This is a genomic window from Lysinibacillus sp. COL-1 (assembly GCF_059814265.1).
The window spans coordinates 1,023,325-1,047,480 of record NZ_JCAWSJ010000004.1 but is presented as its reverse complement, the minus strand read 5'-3'; the positions used below and the strand labels follow the sequence as shown (position 1 = coordinate 1,047,480).

Sequence of the window (24,156 nt, the reverse complement as noted above, 5' to 3'; positions counted from 1 at the left end):
ACCCCCGTTCTATAATATTTGTCGTCTTACATTCGTGAAAGTTACAGCCAATTAATAGCAATACATGTTATTAATCGAACGGTAAATAAAACGTGAAGGTCGTACCTTCTTTCAGCACACTGTCTACCATAATATTACCTGAGTGTGCCTTCACAATATTTCTCGCAATGGCTAAGCCGAGACCCGTACCACCTTTTGAACGGGTACGTGCCTTATCTGCTTTATAAAAACGTTCAAAGACATAAGGTAAGTCGTCATGAGGAATGCCGTGCCCTGTATCTTGAACAGATATTTTAGCGAATGTTGGTTCCTGCTCAACTTTTACAGTGACTGCTCCTTCATCCGTATGTCTAAGTGCATTATCTACTAGATTTGTGAGCACTTGTTCAATACGATCCTCATCGATATTAATCATGGCATCGTCATTAAATTCACTTTCAAACAATAGACGAACGTGTTTTTCCTTTGCAACCTGTGCAAATTTTTGAGTAATACGTTCGAATGTAGAATTAATCGGTAATTCATCTTTATACAGCGTCATATGTCCCGATTCCATGCGTGCTAAATCTAATAAATCTGTTACAAGACGCCCCATCCGCTTCGATTCATCATAAATGATTTTAGTAATCTCATTACGTTCTTCCTGATCCTGAATAAAATCATCATCCATTAATGCTTCAGAATATCCTTGCAGCATGGCAATTGGTGTCCGTAGCTCATGAGAGACATTGGCGATAAAATCGGATCGTAGTTTTTCTAAGCGATGTTGCTCAGTCATATCACGAATAACAGCCACAGCGCCACGTATCATGTCACCACTATAAAGAGGGCTAATAGTAAATGTATAGTAGTTACCATCCATTTCAATTTCCTCTTCTAGTTTATCCTCAAACATTAGCACATGATCAAGCATATGATACAGCTCTGGAGGAATAGGTTTAGCACTTTGTGAGCCTTTATTGACGAACCATTTTTGCATAAGTCGTTCAGCTGGTGGATTACTTAATAATATTGTAAGGTCACGGTTAAATGTAATAACTGCATCTGTCATAGATGTCAAAATATTTGAAAGTTGTTCATTTTCTTGATTGATGACCTCTAAGTTATGCTTTAATTGACGGCCCATTTGATTGAAGGCAACAGCAAGTTGACCAATTTCATCATTTTGAGTTGTTGGCATTTTCGCTTCAAAATTACCCTTCGCAATTTCAAAAGCCAACTCTCGCATTTTTCTAAGTGGTGACGTAATACGTGAGGAAAGGAAAAACGCGAAGAATGTCGTCAGCACAAATGCAATGAAAGCCGCCAAAAAAACAATTTTCGTTGTTTCCTTAGAGGTTTTATGTAGTGCATCTGGGCTTTGATAGATGAAGACAGCTCCGTGTACTGCATTTTCAACATTTAATGGGAAACCTAGCACGACATAAGATTCCATTTTTTCTTGATCTGTCGAAGAAGGCATCATCATTTCTTTTGTAATAGGTTCATCTGATTGAAATACTTCTCGAAACGATTTATTGGCTAAAATGGTCTCTTGTATTTCTTTTTTGTTGACACCCTCCTGCATGGCAAAGGATACTTCAACATGATTGATTGCAATTAATGCATTGGTTCCTGTAGGTAAGATATCTTTTAATAATTCCGAAGTAGATTCCGCTGTTTCATTGTCATCCACTATACTTGCTACTGTTGCAGCTGTTTGCCGTAAAGATATTTCGGCTTGCTGCATATGATAGTTTTGAAGAAATTCAAGCATCAATACCGTGAAAACAAATAATACAAATGAAACGAGAAGCAATATGGTTACCCATAGCTTCCCGACAACACTATTCCATATTCTATTCATTGACAACCTCAAATTTGTATCCAACGCCCCAAACCGTCACAATCATTTTAGCAGCGTTTTCAGAAACTCGGTTGAGCTTTTCACGTAAACGTTTTACGTGTGTGTCAACTGTACGTAAATCACCAAAGAAGTCATAATGCCAAACCTCTTTTAGTAATTGTTCACGGTCAAATACTTTGTCTGGCGATTTTGCTAAGAAGTATAGTAATTCATACTCTTTCGGTGTTAAATTAACCTCAATGCCCTCTGCCGTTACACGGTGTGCATCATGATCGATCATTAAATGCTGGAACACTACTAAATCTTTTGAAGAAGAGGCATTTGTCGTTGGTGAGAAAGCCTGTGAACGACGTAAAATAGCCTTCACACGTAACACAACCTCACGAGGACTAAATGGCTTTACAATATAGTCATCTGCGCCAAGCTCAAAGCCTTGTACACGATTCGCTTCCTCGCCCTTTGCAGTTAATAAAATAATCGGTGTTGCTGCGCGTTCTCGAATTTCCGCACACACTTCTAGCCCGTCTTTTTCAGGCATCATAATATCAAGTAAAATACAGTGATACTCTTTTTCTAAAGATTTTTCGATCGCTTGTTCACCATTTTCTGCCTCGTCAACAAGGTATCCTTCTCGCTCTAGGTACATTTTTAATAATCGGCGAATACGATCCTCGTCGTCTACTACTAATACTGAAATATTTTCTGACACTTTCACGATCCCTCTCTTCCAATCTTTCTCTAACTTCTATTGTACATGGTGTGACACATATTGAAAAGAAAAGAAAGCCTCTTCGCCACAGCGAAAAGGCTTGTTATTTTACAAGTTACGCGTAAGAGTGTAAACCTGCAAGAATTAAGTTAACAGCAATTAGGTTAAATAAAATAATTCCGAAACCAATTAATGCCAACCAAGCAGATTTTCGACCTTCCCAGCCTTTTGATAGACGTAAATGTAGGAATGCTGCATAGAATAACCATGTAATAAGAGCCCATACTTCTTTTGGATCCCAACCCCAGAAACGACTCCAAGCAATTTGTGCCCAAATCATCGCAAAAATTAAAGCACCTAGGGTAAATACAGGGAATCCTATCAGCACCGAACGATAACCAACTTCATCTAATAATTGCAAATTAACGCGTTTAACAAGTGGTTGGAAAATGGCACTAATTCGACGACGAGCGATTAAACGAATTAATAAATACAAGATTGATCCTACCAATAATGACCAAAAGACAGTTGTTAATTTTTTGGCATTAATTAATGCAGGCATTTCTACTAACGGTGACATACCATGTTCTTCAACTGCTTCATATTCATTCATACCGAAAATTGGCGGTAAATTGTAAATGATTTTACGAGTAGTTCCTTCTTTATCCACATAATTATAGCTAGACTCATAATCCATAGCACCGAATGTAGATGTCACTGCGACAAAACCAACTACAACTACAAGACAGTACATCACGGCTTCTAACCAAAAACGTTGTTTAGAAGGCTTTGTTAAATCAACTACTTTTAATAAATAAATGAGCCCTGCTACAGCACTAATGGCTAAAATAGATTGTCCTAATGCTGCTGTAATAACGTGAATCGTTAGCCAATGACTTTGTAACGATGGTACTAACGGACTTACTTCTTTCGGGAACATTGCTGCATATGAGATGATTAATAATGCAACAGGCAATGCAACTAGCCCTAGTGCAGTCAAACGATAAATAAAATAAATTAAAATAAACGCGCCAACAATGAACATACCAAAGGCAGTCGTAAATTCAAACATATTACTTACTGGTGCATGTCCTGTATAGATCCAACGCGTAATAAAATAGCCTAGCTGTGATAAGAAACCAATAATGGTTACCACAATGGCAAGCTTGCCCCATTTGCCAGTATTTTTACCAGTAGCATTTGCTTGCTTAATTGAACCACCAAATAATAATGTCGCAACTAGATAAGCAATAAAAGCTACAAATAATAGGTTTCCACTTAAGTCAATCAAACTCATAAGGTGTTGTCACCTTCCTTTTCTTTAATGCCACCATTTGTGGACTCTTCGCCAGCCTCATCTTTCTCTAACTGATCTTGATACGGAGGCAATGCAGCAAATGTTGTAACAGCATCTAAATCCTTTTTCATGCTGAACATATTTTTGTTAACATGGGCAGCCATTAACACACGGCCATCTGGTTCCACTTGAATCCATAAACGTCTGTGATTCCAGTAAGAACCAATAACAACACCAATCATAAAGATGACGCCCCCAACAAATAAGATAGGAATTGTACGATCTTTACGTACTGTAATACCTGACATATCACGCATTTCTGCTGCTGCAAATTTCATTCTGTATTTATTTTCACCAAGCGGCTCTAAAGGAGGTTGCATAATTTCAACAAAGCTCACTTCGCCTTCAGGTGTTTCTGGTGTTGTCATTTTAAATAAGAATGCTGGGTTATTTGGAATGGATGTTTTTGTTTGTGGCTCCCCATTTTCAAATCCATCAAAATCTGGTGTATAAACAAGAATTTGAACGGAAGAACCATTACCTAAATCATATTCCTTTTTTGGGTTTGTTAAATCAATTTCCACCTTACCAAGTGATTGTTCAGTCGTTTTATTGATTAATTCGAAATTCATTTGCTTTAATTCATTTAAACGATAATCCATTTGGTAAAGCGCAAAGCCATCTTCCTTTAAAGGATGGTTTACACGAATGGAATAGTCTTTTACTTTTTCTAGATTATCTGTGTCACCTGGCAAAGCATCTTTAGGCTGCTTATATAGTGTAATATCTGTTTGGAAATTTTTCGCAACAACATTTACACCCTGCTTTACTTGCTCACCCTGTGGTTCATTATCATGTGTCTCTAAAACAAAATCATTGTTTTCAATGAAATAACCGTCCATGCCAGTAATCGCACGTGTCTCGCCCTCACGTACCCAGATTGATTCATCAACATAGAAACCTGGCACCAGACGTAGCATGACCCCACCTAAAAAGATAATGAGACCGACATGGTTTATGTACGGACCGTAACGAGAAAAGCGTCCTTTTTCAGCTAAGAGAGCGCTACCATCTCGACGAACAGAATATCTCATCTCAGACATTTTTTGTGCCACTTTATCAAGCGTTTCCTCTGCGCCTGCTGTCACTTGTCCTTCAGCAACAATGCGCTGACGCTTCATAAAGCTTTCATGTCTTTTCACACGTTGATTCTTCAATGATTTATAAAGTGGTATTCCCCGGTCAAGACTTGCCACAATAATGGATACAGCAAGCATACCAACTAAAATTTGGAACCACCACGAGCTATATAAATCTGAAAGGCCTAACGTATAATAAATTTTACCGAATGTACCATAAACGTCTGCGTAATAAGCTCCCTTCTCCAAATCAGAAGCTTTCACGTAAAACTCTTGTGGTAGTAATGTTCCGATTGAAGCAGCAATTAATGTGATAATAATTAAGGATATACCGACTTTAACACTTGAGAAGAAATTCCATATTTTATCAATAAATGACTTGTTATATGTTTTAGAGCGAATGGCCATACCATCGTAGCGCATATCAACTACTTTATTTTGCTGTTCTTCTTCGGTTAAAGGACGACCACATTTCTCACAAAGCTTCGTGCCGTATGGGTTACTATGACCGCAAGCACAAATGATTTTTTCCATCGTCATATACTCCTTATTCCGGCTTCACTAATTCCATGTACGAAGCGATATTTTCCTCCGTCATTTCACCTGTAATAATCTTAGTCACTTTGCCTTCAGGATCAATTAATACTGTAGCAGGTAATTGACCTACATTATAAGCAGTCATAACACTTTTCGTTTTGTCGATCACTACTGGGAAGGATAAACCATACCGATCGACAAAATTCTGCACTTCAAAATCAGTTTGAGCGATATTGACCGCTAAAGTTTGTACACCTTGATCTTTAAATTCTTGATACTGATTGTCCATCGCAGGCATTTCCTTCTCACAAGGCTTACACCAAGTTCCCCAGAAGTTTAAAAATACCCCTTGTCCTTTATAATCCGACAATTTATGTTTTTCACCGTTTAAATCTACTAACGTGAAGTCAGGTGCTTCAGAGCCTACTGCCACTAACTCTACTTTTTCCTTTGTCGCTGTTCCATATACTGTGTACCCGATTGCCAACGCTAGCAGTGCTAAGATGACCGTTCGCAGTACGAGACGCTTTTTCTTTTTCTCCAAGTTAATAAACCCCCTATCAATTACGGCTTAGCGTAAAGTTTGTAAACGCGAAGCTTTTACCTAATGCAGACCCAATGAACTTTTTCATTTTATATACGTCTTTAATTATGTAAAAACTTCTTTCAAATTGACGTCAACAATACCAGATTGTATGTGTAACAGTTCTTTTGAACAAACTGTTACTAGGTGTACTATTCTCACCTATTATAGCAAAATGATACAAAAACACTTAGCTATTAATTATGAATGATTTATGAACGAATTCACCATAAAGAAAGTGTAAACACCCAAATAATACCTATTGTGGTATCTACTTTCTTTTGGCAAATGTTCTTTAATCAAGCTTTCCAGTCTCCGCTAAAACACGTAATTGCTTGACTTCATGCTTTGATAATTCACGGTATTCTCCTGGTGTAAGGCCGAATAAATCTAAGAATGCAAAGCGTTCACGTTTTAATTTGACAACAGGTGTCCCAATGGCTTCAAACATACGACGAACTTGGCGATTGCGTCCTTCATGAATCGTAATTTCACAAATTGCTTTGCCTGCTTTTTCGTCAAAGGATGTCATACTAACCTTAGCTGGAGCTGTTTTCCCATCCTCTAATTTAATCCCTCTTTGAAGTTTTTTAAGCCCTTCAATTGTTGGAATACCTTTGACACGCGCGATATAGGTTTTATCAATTTTAAACTTCGGATGTGTCAACATATAGGAGAATTCCCCATCATTTGTCAATAATAATAATCCAGATGTATCATAATCAAGACGACCAACTGGGAAAATACGTTGCGGAATATGGTGAAATAAATCTGTGACAGTTTTGCGTCCTTTATCATCCGTCACAGCCGAAATTGTTCCACGTGGTTTGTAAAGTAAATAATATACCTTATCTTCCTTTTCCAATTTCACACCTTCTACTTCAATTGTATCAGAATTAGAAACCTTCGTTCCTAACTCACGAACAACTACACCATTAACTTTTACTTTGCCTTCTACTATCAATTGCTCTGCCTTGCGCCTTGAAGCAACTCCTGCATAGGCAATGACCTTTTGTAATCTTTCCATTTTTTCACCTCTAGTTTTCTTTCACATTGACACTTTCGTCATCATTCGATTTCGCTCTAATGAATAGGGTTATCTTTCCCGCTAATCTGTGAAAATTATGTCATACTTTTAAGCATTATTAAAGAAAAACAAATTTCACATTTTTTAATTGAGTATTCCAAATTATTTCTCATTCACAAATTTCTTATCATTTGCACCTACATTTTACGTTCCTCATAACCAGTATACTCATTTGGCAAAAAAGCGAATCGACTTAAAAATCTTTATTTTAACAGACAAGAAAGCTATCATTCAGCAGCTTTTAATCGTCCTTATTGTCAATTGTTAGTCCATATTGAAATGAAAACGTTTTGAGCTTCTACTTGTTAGTGTTTGCTCAATTGTTGAAACATTTTGTAGCACAAAAATTTTTTATCATGTATTGTTACGTCAGCTTTTTCTATATTGATTTACTCACCTTTCTTCCAAGCAGTTAGTTGTCTAATAATGCAGATTATAAGAGCACGAAAGAACGGCTCAAAATAAAAGCATATTGCACTGAATCACTTGGCTGTTTATGCTATAGTCATCCGTCATTTAGCAGAGATTCCATACTAAAAAAATCAGCAAATCGTTTTTAACGATCTGCTGATTCAACTTTTACTGGAGTTGCATAAATACGCTCTTCACCAATAAAGATCGACAAGACAGCTTCTTGACGTTTTCTTGATACATGTAAAACTTGCCGCACCTGTTCTTTTTCTTCTTTATTTAATTGTAGGCGAACGGGCTCTTCTAATCGAATAGCTAACTTTTTGTTGACGTTGTATTTGCCCTTCTTCACTACGGTTTCAAGGCTATAGTCTTGCCATACTCTATTCGATAAACCTCGATGTACATTCCAATCATCGGATTCATTTAAAGTGACAACAATGCAGATTTGCCCGTCCTTTTGAAAGGCTGTTGCTAGTGTACGTCCAGCAACCTTTGTAAAGCCGGTTTTTCCAGCGAACGCAGTGCCAGTCGCTGATTTTAAAGAACTAACAGGCTGCTCCGTTTCATCATCTATATGTGCAGCCATCCCTGAACCTTCTCTTAATAATCGGTGTTTATTTTCCCAAAGCATTCCGTTTACCGTATTCGCCCGATAAAGAATCGTTGAAGCAATTTTCTCAAATGTTTTATTTTGCAAAGCAAGTCTTAACATCTCAGCAGTATCTCTTGCTGACGATAAATGCTCATCATGATGAAGACCAGAAGGGTTCATAAAAACCGTGTTAGTCAGACCTGCAATCACAGCTCTTTCATTCATTAATTTGACAAAGCCCTCCACAGAACCCCCTACGTGTTCTGCTAAAGCGGTCGCAGCATCATTGCCTGAACGCAGCATTAAACCGTACAATAACGTTTCGACTGTTACTGTTTCACCAGCCTGTAAATAAATAGAACTCCCCTCAGCCATAGCGGCATTCGGTGATATCACAACTTCATCTTGCAGGTCACTATTTTCGATTGCAACAAGTGCTGTCCAAATTTTTGTTAGGCTAGCAATAGGTAAGCGTTCATCGCTATTAGACCCTATTAAAACGCGGCCTGTAGCACCATCTAAGACAGCATAGCCACTTCCCCCTCTGGCAAAGCTAGTTTGAGGAAGCATTACCATTAATATCATGAGCATGAACAGTGTTAAACGAAATAACCGAAGCAACGAGCCACTCCTTATTTAATGTGATAGGAAAATATAGATTCATATTTATGTTGAAGGCTACGCATTATACCTAATCATTATTTTGCACTGCTAAATGTCTCTTGGAACTTTGTCATAAATAAATCTGTTTCTTGTTCTGTTTCAACAAGATCCTCTTCAGGTAGAGGCGGCATTTCTTCAATAGTATTTAAGCCAAAATAATGTAAAAATTCTTTTGTCGTTCCATATAGTATGGCACGTCCAGTTCCTTCTGAACGCCCTACCTCTTTAATTAATCCTCGTGACACTAATGTTTGAATTGGTCGTTCACACTTTACACCGCGCAAATCTTCTATTGCTACACGTGTAATGGGCTGTTTGTAAGCCACTATCGCCAGCACCTCCAAGGAGGCTTGGGATAGGGATTGTGCCGTTGGATTCTCTACTAATCTTTGAATCGTATCAGCAAACTCAGATTTTGTAATGAGCTGATAAACGCCTGCAATTTCCTTCACAGTAATGCCTCTTGCTACATCTTCGTCAAAGGCTTCTCTCAATGCACTCATCGCCTGAACAATCAGCTCTTCCTGTTCTCCTAAAAGTTGCGATAGCTGTTTAATCGTTAAGCCATCATCTCCAACAACGAATAATAAGGCTTCAATTCTACTCTGTAACATCAAAGTTTTCGTCATCTTCCCATTCCTCCTTCTGCAAGGTAACCGTTAATTCTTCAAAATTACCATCTTGTTCTACGACGACGACCTGACGTTTCATCAGTTCTAGAAGGGAAACAAACGTCAGAATAAGTGTCGGCTTATCTTCATAGGGAAAAAGCTCGAAAAATGATGCACGTCCACCTGTTAAACGTAAAGAATCAACAACAGAACGCATTTGATCTTTTACTGATCTTTCCTGCCTCGCTACTGTCGTTTTTAGTGGTTTCTTTAATTTTTTGCGACGCATCAATTTTTGAAATGCTCCAAGCATATCATAGATGTTCACATTTAAATCAAACAAAGCCATTTGTTCATCCGAGGCCAACCCTGTTAAATCAGCTGGTGGCCTTGTAAATACTTGTGATCGGTCCGTTTCAAGCTCTTGCAAATTACTGGCTGCTTCCTTATATTTTTTATATTCAATTAAGCGTTGCACCAGTTCTTCACGAGGGTCAGGGCCGTCCACTTCTAATTCTGCGTCTTCCATTTCACCTTCATGAATCGGCAATAGCATGCGGCTTTTAATTGCCAGCAATGTTGCTGCCATTACTAAATATTCACTTGCTTCATTTAATTCCAGTACTTGCATTGCATGTATATGGTCGATATATTGTTGTGTAATTTCAGCCATTGGGATATCATAGATATCAATTTCCAATCTGTGAATTAAATGCAATAATAAATCAAGAGGCCCTGAAAAGGCTTCTAATTTTACTTCATAAGACATTATTTTACCACCCTGAGATTCTATGTTCTTTTAGTATAGTGGAAAGGAGTCCAAAATGCATCCACAGCATCATACTTTATTTATAGATTACTGTGCTTATTTTAATGGCAATCAAGATTTTTTTGAATGCCATGAAGTACTGGAGGAATATTGGAAGGAAATTGCACCTGGTGATAAAATGCATCCGCTTGTTGGCTATGTGCAGCTTGCAACAGGTTTCTATCATTGGCGACGTGGTAACAATACTGGCGCTATACGAATTTTAGAAAAGGCACTTCATAATTTCCAAGAAAATGAAGGCCATATTTTTTTCCAAGAAATCGATTATCAGCAACTCCTAACACAAGTAACAACGACCCTTATTTCGTTGAAAACGGGCAATTCCTTTCAAGCTATCCAGCTCCCTCTCTCTCCCAATTTGCTGGAGTTAACGATTGCACGTATACAGCTCTTGCCTTCTAGTAGTTCAAACTATCTTCTTCATAAACATATGCTACGAGATCGCTCACATATTCTTGCAGAGCGGCAAGAAAGCAAACAAAGAAAAAGCAGACGCTGTTAATCGTCTGCTTTTTCATCTTTACAATGGATACATTTTTGAACCAAGCTCCGTGTTGCATCGGTAGCACGTACACTTTCATATTGGCCAAGTTCTGCCACTTCTTGAAGCATTTCCGTTGCTACGCCTTCACCCCTATAGGAAGGGATCACCGATACATGCTGGATGGTAGCTGTATTATGCTCATCAATGACAAGCCCAACAATGCCAACATATTCATCATTCTTTTTCCATAAATATAAAACCCAATTATCGTCATTTTCATAGGAGTGGATGGTCTCTGTAAGCTTTTTTACGTCTTTTTCATTAGGCATAAATGAAAGTAGCCCCATTGCTATTTTCTCTAAAGCTTTCTTATATCGAATTAACATATTTGTCTATTCCCTCTTTTTCTAGCTGTACATAATCTTTGACTATCCTACACGATTTGTACTTTTACCGCAAGCCAATTTCTGTCTTACGAACCAGGTCCGAGAATACCTTTAGACGCCAACACCCAATAGACAACGCCCCACAACAAAATAAAAGTTGAAATGGACGCTAGTAATACCCACTTATTTTTCCTCAAATTTACTCACCCTTTTTTAAAGTTAGCGGGAGATCGTTTTGCACAATATCTTCATAACTTTCGCGGCGAATAGCTAGTTGATGCTGTCCATTTTCTACAAATACAACAGCAGGTCTTGGCACACGGTTATAGTTACTAGCCATCGAATAACCATACGCACCTGTACAGAATATGGCTAACACATCGCCTGAAGCAGCATCTTGTAGTTTCGCATCAATAATTAATTTATCGCCAGATTCACATAATTTACCAGCCACTGTATAGAGTTCATTTTTCGGCTCATTCGCTTTACTTGCAATGACTGCCTCATACTTAGCATCGTATAATGCTGGGCGGATGTTATCACTCATCCCACCATCAACCGCAATATATTTGCGCACATCTGGCACTGTTTTTTGTGAACCGATTGTATAAAGAGATGTTCCTGCATCACCTACAAGTGATCGACCTGGTTCAATCCAAATTTCTGGCATCTTCAGTCCAAGCACAGTTGCTTTATTTTTCACAACTGTTATCATATCCTCTACATAAACTTGTGGTTCCAGCGGTGCATCTTCTTCAGTATAACGAATACCAAAGCCCCCACCTAAGTTTAACACAGTACACGTAAATTCGTGAGTCTTGTTCCAATCAGAAATTTTGTCAATCAATTTTTCTCCAGCTAAGCCAAAGCCAGCAGTATCAAAAATTTGTGAGCCAATATGACAATGTAAGCCAAGTAGCTCTAGGAATTCATGGTTAAATGTTTGTTGGAATGCTTCATCCGCTTGACCATTGTTTAAGTCAAAGCCGAATTTTGAATCTGCTTGACCTGTCGTGATGAAATCATGCGTATGTGCTTCCACACCTGGTGTAACACGTAATAAAATACGCATTTTTTGCTGACGGCGCTCCGAAATTTCTTTTAAAAGCTGTATTTCATAGAAATTATCTACAACCATACATCCAATCTTGGAGTCAAAAGCTAGCTCTATTTCAGCAATGCTTTTATTATTACCATGGAAATGAATGCGCTCTGCTGGGAAGCCTGCCTTTAAGGCAGTAAATAACTCCCCACCAGATACAACATCCAAGGATAAATTTTCTTCTGCTGCTAATTGATACACCGCTACACATGCAAATGCTTTTGAAGCATAAGCTACTTCTGCTTTTACGCCTAATTTTTTAAACGTATCGATAAAGCCGCGTGCACGCTTACGAATAAGTGCAGTATCATACACGAAAAGTGGTGTACCATACTCTTTTGCTAGCTCTAGTGTGTCTACCTGTCCAATTGTTAAATGACCATCTTCAGAAATCGCTTGTGTTCCATATAAATGCATGTGCATCTCTCCCTTTTCACATCGTTCCATCTTGTTATTTTCACACTTTGTAGGGACTTTCGTGGCATCCCATCAAGTAATTATTTCCATAAAAATATTAAAAGAAAAATGTATATACCCTACTTTTTCTTGAATGAAAATAATTTTTGCAAAAATCACAAAATACTATATGTGAACTTTATCACATGAAAAAAACGAGTGCAACGGCTCCTATGATCTTTTTCGCTGTTTGGAAGCGACTACATAAGGTCTTAATGCATCCGAAGTCATTGGGAAACGAATGATGACACGAAGCATTGCCGTTGGGAAGAATGGAACAAGCGGCCATAAATAAGGTGCCTGCATAGGTCGTAATGAACATAAATACGTAAACAATAAAAATAAGCCAATAAATAAGCCATTGACACCCCAGAGACCCGTTATAATTAATAACAGCAACCTAAAAATTTTGATCGAGATACTGAGTTCATATGATGGAATGATAAAAATAAGAATAGCTGCTACTGCTGTATAAAGAACTACCTCCGCAGAAAATAATCCTACATCAATAGCAATTTGACCAATGATTACCCCCGCAACCAATCCCATCGCAGTCGATAATGGTGACGGAGTATGAATGGCGGCCATCCTTAAAAATTCAATACCTATATCTGCAATCAATATTTGCAATAATAATGGTACATGCGATTTCTCTTCGGTGCCTAAAAAGGATAAGGCATCCGGCAGTAAGGATTCATTTGTAGCAAACACATACCACAATGGTAATAAAAGTAAACCCATGACAGAACCAAAATACCTCATAAATCGCACAAACGTACCAACTGTTGGTGCCTGTCGATATTCCTCCGCATGCTGTAATAAATGAAATATAGTAACAGGTACTAAAATCACGGATGGAGAGGTATCGACCAATATCGCTATATGCCCTTCAAGCAGATGCGCTGCTGCAATATCAGGTCGTTCCGTATAGCGTACAAATGGCACTGGATGGAATTTTTGCTTAAAAAGCCATTCTTCTAATGATTTATCGGCCATCGTCAAGCCATCGTGATTAATTTGTCCAAGGCGCTGTCGTAAATTTTCGAGCATATCTTCATTGGCAATATCCTTCATAAACGCGATCGCCACGTCGGTTTGGCCGATTTTGGATATTTTATGTAGCTCGAAACGTAAATTACTATTGCGAATTCGCCTACGTATTAAAGCCGTATTTTGAGAAATTCCTTCTGTAAAGCCATCCCGCGAACCACGAATTACCTTTTCATTATCTGGCTCTTCTGGAGAACGTCCTGGATAATTCCTCAGCTCTGCAACGTAGCAATAGCCACTTTTAGTAATAAAGGTGACTTGTCCACTTAAAATGGCTAATAAATAGGCTTTTCGCTCTGTTTCCTCTGAACGCCCATGGAAATTAAAATAGGACTCAAAATATTCCTTCTCATCCTCCACATCAATGTCAATGTCTTCATTTGGAAGCATGCTAGAGAGTAACTGTGTTAAAGCTTCTCCGTCCACAAGCCCGCTAATATATGCACAAAGGACCGGCAAATCCTTGACAAATAAGTGTTTAATACCAACGTCAAATGATTCGCCGTCACCAAAATGTTCAATAAGAAAATCTTCGGCTTCTTCTAAGCTGTTAAATAATTTATTTGTCATGCTGTCACCATTTTCTTAGATGTCTTTTTTTATAGCTTCCTGCTCCACGGTAGCGCTTGTAGCCATCCAACTTTTCAGCTGGGCAAGGATTTTTTTCTCTAAACGAGACACTTGTACTTGTGATATCCCTAACCTATTCGCAATTTCTGTTTGCGTGCAATCTGAAAAATAGCGTAAATAAATAATAGACTGCTCTCTCGGTTCAAGTCTCGTGAGTACTTCCTTCAATGGGATATAATCAAATGGTTGCTCAGATTTTTCATCTTTCATTTGGTCCATCAATGTAATGGAATCCCCTTCACTTTCATACAATTGCTCATGAAGAGATGCTGGATCTCTCAGCGCATCGGATGCTGTGACAATTTCCTCCGTTGTCACACCAAGTACCTGAGCAAGTTCTTGAATGGTTGGTGGATGTTCATTTTTCTTAATAAATTCATCTGTAGCATGACGAATTTTAAAATTTAGCTCACGAATAGAGCGACTCACCTTCACCATGCCATCATCCCTTAAAAAGCGTTGAATTTCACCAATGATCATAGGGACTGCATAGGTTGAAAACTTCACATCATAGGTTAAATCGAATTTATCTACAGATTTCATCAGCCCTATGCAGCCAATCTGGAATAAATCCTCAAGCTCAACACCTCTCGTTGTAAAACGTTGAACAATGGACCACACAAGTCTCGTATTGCCTTCTACCATTCGTTTACGAGCCTCATGATCGCCCTGCTGTGCGCGTGCAATTAAATCACGCATTTCCTCCTGAGACAATAGCTTATCGGACGACTGTTCTAGCGGCTTCACTGTCTCAACCTCACATTACCGCTGTGCGAACTGTGTAAAATTTCTTCGTAAACGTTACAGTTGTTCCTTCTTGCCATTTAGACATTACTGTTAGCTGATCTGAAAAGCTATCCATAATGGTGAAGCCCATACCCGAACGCTCCATCGCACTTTTCGTTGTAAATAATGGCTCCATCGCTCGACTAACGTCCTCAATTCCTATTCCTTTATCCATGACAGATACCGTTACAATGTCATCCTCACGTTTTGCATGAACTGTAACAACACCCTTACCATTTTCTTCATAGCCATGAATAATGGCATTGGAAACCGCTTCAGAGACAACTGTTTTAAACTCTGATAGCTCATCAATAGTTGGGTCTAATTGTGCAATAAAACCTGTAACAGCCACACGGGCTAAGGCTTCATTTTCACTAAGTGCTAAAAATGTTAATGTCATTTCGTTATCCATTTACAATCCCCCTTACGCGATCAATCGCTTGTTCCTCTGTTGCATCCATCATCCATGGCCCTAATCCTGAAAATTGAAATACTTTTCGCATTGTTGGCGATGGATTCAATAAAATAGTTCGCCCAGCAACTGCTTCTAACTCACGCATTCGACCAAGCACTAAGCCAACGCCTGAACTATCCATAAAGGAAAGCCCTTCTAAGTTCCAAATGATGGTCGTCACAGTGCCTTGAAAAATTGCTGTAGAAATTTTCGCTCGAATTTGTTCTACTGCATGGTGATCGAGCTCCCCAAACAAACGTATAACGACAGTCTCTCTTGTGACCATTTCTAATTGATAATGCATGAACATCGCCTCCTCCTCGTGCAATTCCACATTCAATGCAATGAATCCTTGCGGCTGACAGAACTAGTGCAAAGTCTTCCGAAATAGTGTCTAATCGACATACTTATAGCTTTTTAGGTTAAGTGCAGTATGGGATAAATCTACATTTTCTAAACGCCATTGCTAGCTAAAGTTTAACGATCCTTAGAACGTAAAAAAAGCGAGAGCTCACTTAAAGTGAGAGCCCTCGCTAACGAATCTTTATGCAATTGTATATGCTTGCTGTATTTTATTGATTGTCTCTTCAACAATTGGTTGATTGGCATATAAATAAGCAATCGTGTCGCCATGATTGACATGGTCACCTTTTTTAGCAATCAGCTGGATGCCTGCATCATAATCAAGTACCGATTCCTTCGTTAATCGTCCAGCACCTAGACTGACACTCGCTTCACCTACTAATAAGGCATTAATCGTTTCCACAGTGCCCTCTGCAACAGCTGTCACTGCTACTTTATGAGCGGTTTCATTTTGGACAATATCAGAAACTACACCACCTTGTGCAACAATGAACTCCTCAAATTTTGCAGCAGCAGAACCATCAGCAAGCACGCGCTTAACCTCAGCGGTCGCTTCCGCTTCATTCACGCCAGCGGCAACTTGGTACATTAAGGAAGAAATAACAATACATTCATCCAACAAATCTTCATGCGTTTCTTCCAAGCGTCCACTTAATAAGGCATACGCCTCTACAACTTCAAGTTTATTGCCAATCATTTTTCCTAAAGGATTATCCATATCACTAATATGTGCGACAACTTTACGCCCAAGTTTTTCTCCAATGGCCGTCATTGTATCCGCTAAAATCTGTGCTTCTTCTTGCGTCTTCATAAACGCACCTGAGCCGCATTTTACGTCAAGTACAATACCATCTGCACCACTTGCAATTTTTTTACTCATAATCGACGCAGCGATTAATGGAATAGAATCGACAGTACCTGTCACATCACGTAATGCATATAATTTTTTGTCGGCTGGTACAAGATTCCCTGTTTGTCCGGCAACTGCAATTTTATGCTGATTGACATTGTCAATAAACTCCTGTGATGAAAGCTCTGTTTTGAAGCCTTCAATGGATTCAAGTTTATCGATTGTTCCACCTGTAATGCCTAAACCCTTACCGCTAAATTTCGCCACAGGGATTCCTAAAGAAGCGATAATTGGTGTGACAACAAGTGTGACCTTGTCACCAACTCCTCCTGTAGAGTGTTTATCGATTTTAAAGCCATCAATAGACGTTAAATCAATAACATCCCCTGATTCGATCATGGCCTTTGTTAAATAAAATGTTTCATCATCAGACATACCTAGTAAGCGTATAGCCATTAAAAGTGAACTTGCTTGATAATCTGGAATGGAACCCGTCGTATAGCCTTCAACAAAATACTGAATTTCAGCTTGAGATAGCTCTATTCCTTGTTTTTTCTTTTCAAACAATTGAACCATATTCATACGAAAAACCCCCTTATTTCAAATCATGTAAGAAACTTTTGCCGAATGGTGGTGCTTCTACACTAAAGTTTTCAGCAACTGTTGCTGCAATATCCGCAAAAGTTTCACGCAAAGCTAGTTCTGTTCCACCATTGAAACGTGGTGAATAGACAATTAACGGTACATATTCACGTGTATGATCTGTTCCATGGAAGGTTGGATCATTTCCGTGATCGGCAGTAATGATTAATAAATCATCCTCTGACATAGCTTCTGTAATTTCTGGTAGGCGTGCATCAAATTCTTGTAGTGCCTGTCCATAGCCTAATGGATCACGACGATGACCAAAGTTGGCGTCAAAGTCCACTAAATTTAAGAAGCTCATCCCACGAAAATCACGGCGGACAACCTCTGCAAATTGATCCATACCATCCATATTATTTTTTGTGCGTACCGAATCAGTGACACCTTCACCATTGAATATATCTGAGATTTTTCCAATGGCAATGACATCTAATCCTGCGTCCTTTAAAACATTCATTGTTGTACGACCAAATGGCTTCAATGCGTAGTCATGTCGATTGGCAGTACGTGTGAAGTTGCCTGGCGTACCAACAAATGGTCTTGCAATGACACGTCCTACTAAATATTCAGGCTGTAATGTTAATTCACGCGCCATTTCGCAAATTTTATATAATTCTTCTAATGGAATGATTTCCTCGTGAGCAGCAATCTGTAAAACAGGATCGGCTGATGTATAAACAATAATCGCACCTGTTTCCATATGTTCCTTACCGAAATCTTCAATCACTTGTGTACCGCTTGCTGGTTGATTGCACAGTACTTTACGACCTGTACGTTGCTCTAACTCAGCAATAAGCTCCGCTGGAAATCCTTCTGGATAAACCTTAAATGGTTTATCGATATTTAACCCCATGATTTCCCAATGGCCTGTCATCGTGTCTTTGCCGACAGATGCTTCTTGCATTTTACCGTAGTATGCTTTTGGCTCTGTAGCCGCGTGCATACCTTGCAATGATTCAATATTTGCTAAACCAAAGGACTCCATCACTGGCATTGTAAGCCCATTCATTTTTTCAGCGATATGTCCTAATGTATGTGCACCAACATCACCAAAATTTGCTGCGTCTGGCGCTTCACCTATACCTACTGAGTCCATGACAACAACATGGATTTTGTTAAACGGTTTATTCATAATGGTTGCCTCCTAATCTCATGACTCTATTTTACCAAAAAAATGCGAAAAATAAAGGTCAGACATCCGACTAAAATATTTTTTACTTATTGAAGAGTTTTAAGCACGTGGATGGAATTGCTTATAGACCTCAGATAATCTTGTTTTACTAATATGTGTATAAATCTGCGTTGTAGAAATATCTGCATGACCAAGCATCTCCTGCACCGCTCGTAAATCAGCGCCATTTTCGACCAAATGAGTTGCAAAGGAATGACGCAATGTATGTGGGGTTAATTCATGTTGGATGCCTGCCTTTAAAGCATGCTCCTTCATTAATTTCCAACAACCCTGCCTTGTTAAACGTTTCCCTCTTTGATTAATAAAAAACGCATCTGTTTTTGGGTGCTTTCCTTGCAACTGACCACGAGCACCGTTTAAATAGGCATTAATCGCCGAAAGGGCATTTTTGCCAAGTGGAATAATTCGTTCCTTCCCACCCTTCCCAAAGACACGGACAAAGCCCATCGTTAAATGAATATCGGCTAAATCCAGTGCAATGAGCTCACTGATGCGCATGCCAGATCCATATAGTAACTCTAGCATGGCAAGATCACGTATACCTTGTGGCTTACTTCGATTCGGAGCTGTTAGTAACGCTTCGATTTCTTCGATAGATAGGATATTCGGTAGCTTTTGCTCAATAGTTGGCATTTCTAAATGAACAGTCGGATCTGTTTCTGCACGCTTTTCTCGCAGTAAAAATTGATGGAAGCTCCGGATAGAAGAAATATGACGGGCAACGGTACGGCTTGTCTTCCCCTGTGCTCGCAATTGCTCCAAATGCCGCAAAATAGTTGTTCGTTCCACACGGCTAAAATCAGCCATCCCCTCTGCTTCCTGCAAAAAATGCACATAGCTTTCTAAATCACGGCGATAGGATGCTAATGTATTAACAGATAACTGCCTTTCCACCTGAATAAAATGGATATAGTCCTCTACTGCATATTGAAATTCATTCATCATAACGCCCCCTCACTGTCAATTATTCTCTATTTTATCATGGCCTTAAGAAATGTGCTAAAGCCCCCTCTATTCGACATAATCCAACCATATTATCGTTACATTATAATTAATCCAAGGCCACCCTACTTAAATGTGTCCAAGTTATTAATAACTCTTTCATTAAGCTCGTCCGAGGAGACTTCTGTTCTTACACTTCGCTTTCGGAACAAAAACATTTGATGCCTCAAAAAAACAAAAAACTGCCCGATTCAATCTATACTTAAGATTAAAACAGACAGCTTTTTGTTATTTTTCTTCATTCGATTCGTCGTTTTTATCATGACAGCGCCAGCATATGCCGTGGAAAGTTAGTCGGTGATCTTTTATAATAAAGTTCCAACGTTTTTCAACAACGGCTTCCACATCTTCAAGTAAATCTTCTTGAATTTCATCAACAGCACCACATTCGATACAAACAAGATGATGGTGGAAATGGGCAGCTCCCTCTTGGCGTAGGTCATAGCGCGATACGCCATCGCCAAAGTTGATTTTGTCGACAATTTTGAGCTCAGTTAATAATTCTAACGTTCTATAAACAGTAGCTAGACCAATCTCTGGTGCTTTTTCTTTTACTAAAAGATAAACATCCTCAGCACTTAGGTGGTCCTCTTCGTGCTCAAGCAAGACAGCAACTGTCGCTTCTCGCTGCGGCGTCAGCTTGTAACTAGCACTATGCAGCTGTTTTTTTATACGATCAATTCGGCTCTCCATGTGACGCCCCCCTAAACTCTTTCCATTATACCAAAGGAGTAAATCCTATTACAAGATAGTGAATAGATTTCTAACATGCTTCTATTTTTTATCTGATCACAATTTCTGTCCATTCAATCCTTCATTTTAACACATAAGCAATAATAATAAACTCAGCAACTATTATGATGAAAAATGCGATAAAATTCAACAAAATTGTTCGACCAGATACTTGTTTCCCGATTTTTCGCTTGGACCAAGCGGGTACAAGTAAATTGCATAGGACTAGCAACAATATACAATAGATGAGCTGAAATGGAAACCACCAAATCGTATAAAGCCAAAAAGCTTCAAGTTTTTGTAATAAAAAAACAGAACTAAAGCCAAAAAAAGTGGCACGTATGGCTACTGTCACACGCACTAAAACTTTTAATACGCTATGTGTTGCTAGTAATAATACAAGACCTATAGAAATAGTGACAGGCAGTACTAAACGAAAAATGGAGTGCCTGTCCCCATCTGCTAAACGAGGCTCTATAAATAATATAAATGGTTCCGCTTTCGGTCCACCAATAATATGAAAGAAAATAACGCCGCAAACAAAACTTACTGCAATGATGGAAGCGTGATAAAAAATAGACACCGTACGAGACATAAACATGCTCCTTTTCTATCAAGGTTTGTACAGCTTATGCTCGTCCGTCTCTATTATGCTAAAAGATTATTTTCTAAATTCGCAGCCAGCCAGAGTACTGCAAATGCCGTTTTAGCATCATATATACGCTGATCTGCCACCATTATTTGTGCTTCTTCCAACGAAACTTCTAATAATTCGACAAATTCATCCTCATCTAAATCTGCTTTATTATCTATTGTATATAATTCCCTCGCTACAAACAAATGAATAACTTCATCCGCAAAGCCTGGTGATGTTGCAAATGTTTGTAAAAAAGTCAGTTTATGCGCTCCATAGCCTGTCTCTTCCTCTAATTCACGACGTGCTGTCACCACTGGCTCCTCACCAGGTTCCAGCTTCCCTGCCGGAATTTCAACGATTGAACGTTCAAGCGCTTTACGATATTGTTCTACCAACACTAGTTTCCCCTCGTCCGTAACGGCAATAACTGCTACGGCACCGGGATGCTTTATGATTTCACGTTTCGCAACCTGTCCATTTGGTAAAGTTACCTCATCAATTTGTAGTTTTATTATTCTTCCATCATAGATTGGTGTTGTTGTCGTTGTTTTTTCCTCAAACTTTTTCACTGACGATAACCTCGCTTGTTCTTCAGATATGTTCATTGTACCATTACAAGTAGAGAAATCGAAGGAGGACGATCATATGAAAAAAAGACAGCTTGGCATAAGTGAATTGTTTATTTCAGAGATTAGTTTAGGAGGCATGTCTCTTTCGACAGATAAAAAGCAAGCAGCTGCCATTGTCGATATGGCATTAGATGCCGGGATTAATTATATCGACACAGCGGATTTATATGATTTTGGTGCAAACGAAGAAATCATTGGTACAACGTTAGGTAAACGTCGTCATGATGTCATCCTAGCAACAAAGGTAGGAAACCGTTGGACAGAAGGCGTCGATGGTTGGCATTGGGACGCATCCCCAGACTATATTAAAGAAGCTGCCTATGCTAGCTTACGACGACTAGGTACAGACTATATTGATGTCTATCAATTACATGGCGGCACAATGGAAGATGATTGGGATGGAATTATTGACACATTTGAAGGACTTAAAAAAGAAGGGCTCATTCGTGAATATGGCATTTCTTCTATTCGTCCAAATGTATTGCAGCGATTTTTACCTGCAAGCTCAGCTAAAAGCGTTATGATGCAATATAGTGCTCTAGATCGTCGCCCTGAAGAATGGTTTGAGTTTATTGCAAATCAAGGTGCATCTGTTGTAACACGTGGCACAGTGGCAAAAGGCTTATTAACAAATAGCTGGCAACAACGTCTACAACAGGTCAATGGTTTTAACGGCTATACGGCAGAGGAATTAACAGCATCGTTAACAGACTTAGCTTTACAATATGATGATTTACATGCGCTGGCCATCGCCTTTAATTTGAAAGAGCCTACGATCGCTTCAACGGTAATTGGGGCAAGCTCACAACAACAGCTAGCTCAAACGCTAGCTGCCTATGAAAAAATCAACGTAATCACAGATTTTAATGCAGCCAATAAACTGACTAAAAATGAGCAGTATCAAGAACACCGATGAAAAAATGGCTGGTCTTCATCATCTGTCTTGTCATATTAGTAATCTCCTCTAGTATGACCTATGAGCAACAGAGTATCCTACCAGAATTAGAAGATCTACTTGCCAATAAACCTTTTGAAAAACAACTATCTGTTTTAAAAATTCCCTATTGGGGAACCATCGTTTCCGTTGAAGAACGTGGTTATTTTCCATTTGTAGAGTTTTTAATTCGTAAATTGACACATTTTATTGGGTTTGGATGCATTGCACTTGGTCTGTATTTTGCTTGGGGAAAAAGACATTTTGCAGCAAGTATTGCCATTGCAGGAACAGCTACAATTGCTATCATTGACGAATTTCGTCAAAGCTTTACACCAGGTCGCACAATGAGCTTCCAAGATGTCTTGGTCGATACAGCTGGAGCCATTGTTTTTGTGAGTATCGTTGTTGCACTGAGAAAAATACTTAAAAATAAAAGACAAAAGGCATTACCGTAGCCTTTTGTCTTCATTGTGTTGAATAACAAAATATCCATAGAATTTAAAGTAAAAAAAGGTTTGCCGCTCTACAAAAGAGTTCTCTTTTTTACAAAGGTTTCACAAATAAAATGAAGGTGTTCACTACTTTATTGATGGTAGTGGTGATTAATCGCGTCCCACTCTCTAAAAATAGAAATATTTTATTCACTACTGCTACTGACACTTTTACAGAATGGTTAATGTGGAGTGGAGCCAGCGTCACAGAGAAGACCCTGGAGCGAACGTAAGTGAGGGAAGCAGATCATCGGACGCCCCCTGAAAAGGACGCTGGCGGAACGGAACTACTCGCCTTGCTAAAAAATCTTTTTTGTGACATTACCATTTTTAACCAAAATAAAGACAAAAGGCACAATCATAGTCTTTTGTCTTAGCCATTTTTTTAAAGTTGGAATCTCCAAAAATAGAGGGAGTTTGTTTCTTTATACAAGGCAGCTCCTGCTTTTTCTAAAACTCGATGGGATGCCACATTATCTTTTTCGGTATCTGCAATAACGTATTTTACATTTAGTTGATGAAGTAACCAGTTTTGAAGAGCTATGATTGATTCTGTCATATAGCCCTGCCCCTGATAAGGAGGAAAAGTATAATACCCAATCACAACTTCCTCTTGGTCATTTGGCATACCTTTTAGCATTATGCCACCAACAGCACAATTTTTCTCTTTTAACACAAGTAACCAGTTCGTATGCCAAAGATAGTTTTGCTCATCTTCTACGACTTTGGAAAGTCTAAAATACAATGCTTGTTTAAGCTCGCAATCTAAACGCCCCTCACCCATACTTAATGACAACTGCTTGGCCATTTGTTTCTCATGCTCTATTAGTAATTTTAGATACTTGGCGTTTAAAGGAATTAATCTTATTCTTTCTGTCTGTAATTCTACCATGTTGTTCTCCTAACATAATTTAATTGATACTAAACTACAATTAGGTATATGTTATTGGCAGCGTCTCCCGTTCCATTAAATTCAAAAATCTCTCTTTGTATATCGACTATAACGACATAATTTAAATGCTG

25 protein-coding genes are annotated in these 24,156 nt (G+C 38.8%); 3 read left to right on the top strand and 22 right to left on the bottom strand.

Annotated elements, in window-relative coordinates:
• Positions 1-70: 70 nt before the first annotated feature.
• From AC6BKE_RS13295 to AC6BKE_RS13255, 9 genes are all read right to left on the bottom strand, one after another.
• Positions 71-1,846 carry an ATP-binding protein gene (locus AC6BKE_RS13295; protein ID WP_058843275.1) on the bottom strand — a complete coding sequence of 592 codons (1,776 nt, stop codon included), beginning with the start codon at positions 1,844-1,846 and terminating at the stop codon, positions 71-73.
• Positions 1,839-2,555 (bottom strand): response regulator transcription factor, encoded by a 717-nt coding sequence (locus AC6BKE_RS13290; protein WP_004232215.1) that lies wholly within the window; start codon positions 2,553-2,555, stop codon positions 1,839-1,841. Before AC6BKE_RS13290 ends, AC6BKE_RS13295 begins: the two co-directional genes overlap by 8 nt.
• Positions 2,556-2,670: 115 nt before the next feature.
• Positions 2,671-3,852, bottom strand: a complete 1,182-nt coding sequence (ccsB, locus tag AC6BKE_RS13285; RefSeq protein WP_340833828.1) for a c-type cytochrome biogenesis protein CcsB — start codon at positions 3,850-3,852, stop codon at positions 2,671-2,673.
• On the bottom strand, positions 3,849-5,525 hold the full coding sequence (resB, locus tag AC6BKE_RS13280; RefSeq protein WP_036127902.1) for a cytochrome c biogenesis protein ResB: 1,677 nt from the start codon (positions 5,523-5,525) through the stop codon (positions 3,849-3,851). Before resB ends, ccsB begins: the two co-directional genes overlap by 4 nt.
• A gap of 13 nt (positions 5,526-5,538) precedes the next feature.
• Entirely contained in the window at positions 5,539-6,072 is a 534-nt protein-coding gene (gene resA, locus AC6BKE_RS13275) for a thiol-disulfide oxidoreductase ResA (protein WP_036127905.1), read from the bottom strand.
• A 334-nt stretch (positions 6,073-6,406) separates the two neighbouring features.
• Positions 6,407-7,138 (bottom strand): pseudouridine synthase, encoded by a 732-nt coding sequence (locus AC6BKE_RS13270; protein WP_036127908.1) that lies wholly within the window; start codon positions 7,136-7,138, stop codon positions 6,407-6,409.
• Positions 7,139-7,754: 616 nt separating this feature from the next.
• Positions 7,755-8,825, bottom strand: a complete 1,071-nt coding sequence (locus tag AC6BKE_RS13265; protein ID WP_058843274.1) for a D-alanyl-D-alanine carboxypeptidase family protein — start codon at positions 8,823-8,825, stop codon at positions 7,755-7,757.
• A gap of 77 nt (positions 8,826-8,902) precedes the next feature.
• Complete coding sequence (gene scpB, locus AC6BKE_RS13260; RefSeq protein ID WP_036127911.1) at positions 8,903-9,496, bottom strand: SMC-Scp complex subunit ScpB; 594 nt, start codon at positions 9,494-9,496, stop codon at positions 8,903-8,905.
• A complete protein-coding gene (locus tag AC6BKE_RS13255; RefSeq protein ID WP_058843273.1) occupies positions 9,468-10,247 on the bottom strand; it encodes a segregation/condensation protein A in 780 nt (259 codons plus the stop codon). The genes scpB and AC6BKE_RS13255 overlap by 29 nt, the downstream gene beginning before the upstream one ends.
• A gap of 55 nt (positions 10,248-10,302) precedes the next feature.
• On the opposite strand from AC6BKE_RS13255, the gene AC6BKE_RS13250 reads away from it, so the two are divergent.
• Positions 10,303-10,809 carry a DUF309 domain-containing protein gene (locus AC6BKE_RS13250; RefSeq protein ID WP_036127917.1) on the top strand — a complete coding sequence of 169 codons (507 nt, stop codon included), beginning with the start codon at positions 10,303-10,305 and terminating at the stop codon, positions 10,807-10,809.
• Here the strand turns inward: AC6BKE_RS13250 and AC6BKE_RS13245 are convergent.
• From AC6BKE_RS13245 to AC6BKE_RS13190, 12 genes are all read right to left on the bottom strand, one after another.
• Positions 10,806-11,177 (bottom strand): GNAT family N-acetyltransferase, encoded by a 372-nt coding sequence (locus tag AC6BKE_RS13245; RefSeq protein WP_036127920.1) that lies wholly within the window; start codon positions 11,175-11,177, stop codon positions 10,806-10,808. The genes AC6BKE_RS13250 and AC6BKE_RS13245 overlap by 4 nt on opposite strands.
• Positions 11,178-11,376: 199 nt before the next feature.
• Positions 11,377-12,696 carry a diaminopimelate decarboxylase gene (gene lysA, locus AC6BKE_RS13240; RefSeq protein WP_036127923.1) on the bottom strand — a complete coding sequence of 440 codons (1,320 nt, stop codon included), beginning with the start codon at positions 12,694-12,696 and terminating at the stop codon, positions 11,377-11,379.
• Between the two features lie 210 nt (positions 12,697-12,906).
• Entirely contained in the window at positions 12,907-14,355 is a 1,449-nt protein-coding gene (locus tag AC6BKE_RS13235; protein ID WP_089932075.1) for a spore germination protein, read from the bottom strand.
• 15 nt (positions 14,356-14,370) lie between these two features.
• On the bottom strand, positions 14,371-15,114 hold the full coding sequence (gene sigF / locus AC6BKE_RS13230) for an RNA polymerase sporulation sigma factor SigF (RefSeq protein WP_283778184.1): 744 nt from the start codon (positions 15,112-15,114) through the stop codon (positions 14,371-14,373).
• Between the two features lie 58 nt (positions 15,115-15,172).
• Positions 15,173-15,613: an anti-sigma F factor gene (gene spoIIAB / locus AC6BKE_RS13225; protein ID WP_036127935.1), complete on the bottom strand. Its 441-nt coding sequence runs from the start codon at positions 15,611-15,613 to the stop codon at positions 15,173-15,175.
• Entirely contained in the window at positions 15,606-15,959 is a 354-nt protein-coding gene (spoIIAA, locus tag AC6BKE_RS13220) for an anti-sigma F factor antagonist (protein WP_036127938.1), read from the bottom strand. Before spoIIAA ends, spoIIAB begins: the two co-directional genes overlap by 8 nt.
• Before the next feature lie 240 nt (positions 15,960-16,199).
• The gene (locus AC6BKE_RS13215) at positions 16,200-17,450 is read right to left on the bottom strand and encodes a thymidine phosphorylase (protein WP_089932073.1); all 1,251 of its coding nucleotides are present in this window, start codon (positions 17,448-17,450) and stop codon (positions 16,200-16,202) included.
• Positions 17,451-17,463: 13 nt separating this feature from the next.
• Positions 17,464-18,645 carry a phosphopentomutase gene (gene deoB / locus AC6BKE_RS13210; RefSeq protein ID WP_089932072.1) on the bottom strand — a complete coding sequence of 394 codons (1,182 nt, stop codon included), beginning with the start codon at positions 18,643-18,645 and terminating at the stop codon, positions 17,464-17,466.
• 99 nt (positions 18,646-18,744) lie between these two features.
• On the bottom strand, positions 18,745-19,647 hold the full coding sequence (gene xerD / locus AC6BKE_RS13205; protein WP_036127949.1) for a site-specific tyrosine recombinase XerD: 903 nt from the start codon (positions 19,645-19,647) through the stop codon (positions 18,745-18,747).
• A gap of 288 nt (positions 19,648-19,935) precedes the next feature.
• Positions 19,936-20,400: a ferric iron uptake transcriptional regulator gene (gene fur / locus AC6BKE_RS13200; protein ID WP_004232171.1), complete on the bottom strand. Its 465-nt coding sequence runs from the start codon at positions 20,398-20,400 to the stop codon at positions 19,936-19,938.
• A gap of 121 nt (positions 20,401-20,521) precedes the next feature.
• Positions 20,522-21,034: a hypothetical protein gene (locus AC6BKE_RS13195; protein WP_271912584.1), complete on the bottom strand. Its 513-nt coding sequence runs from the start codon at positions 21,032-21,034 to the stop codon at positions 20,522-20,524.
• A gap of 53 nt (positions 21,035-21,087) precedes the next feature.
• On the bottom strand, positions 21,088-21,645 hold the full coding sequence (locus AC6BKE_RS13190; protein WP_058843269.1) for an NUDIX domain-containing protein: 558 nt from the start codon (positions 21,643-21,645) through the stop codon (positions 21,088-21,090).
• Between the two features lie 76 nt (positions 21,646-21,721).
• On the opposite strand from AC6BKE_RS13190, the gene AC6BKE_RS13185 reads away from it, so the two are divergent.
• Both AC6BKE_RS13185 and AC6BKE_RS13180 read left to right on the top strand, forming a co-directional pair.
• Positions 21,722-22,621, top strand: a complete 900-nt coding sequence (locus AC6BKE_RS13185; RefSeq protein WP_330493479.1) for an aldo/keto reductase — start codon at positions 21,722-21,724, stop codon at positions 22,619-22,621.
• A complete protein-coding gene (locus AC6BKE_RS13180; RefSeq protein ID WP_036127962.1) occupies positions 22,618-23,097 on the top strand; it encodes a VanZ family protein in 480 nt (159 codons plus the stop codon). The genes AC6BKE_RS13185 and AC6BKE_RS13180 overlap by 4 nt, the downstream gene beginning before the upstream one ends.
• Positions 23,098-23,518: 421 nt before the next feature.
• Here the strand turns inward: AC6BKE_RS13180 and AC6BKE_RS13175 are convergent, their stop codons facing one another.
• A complete protein-coding gene (locus AC6BKE_RS13175; protein ID WP_141903549.1) occupies positions 23,519-24,025 on the bottom strand; it encodes a GNAT family N-acetyltransferase in 507 nt (168 codons plus the stop codon).
• Positions 24,026-24,156 lie beyond the last annotated feature (131 nt).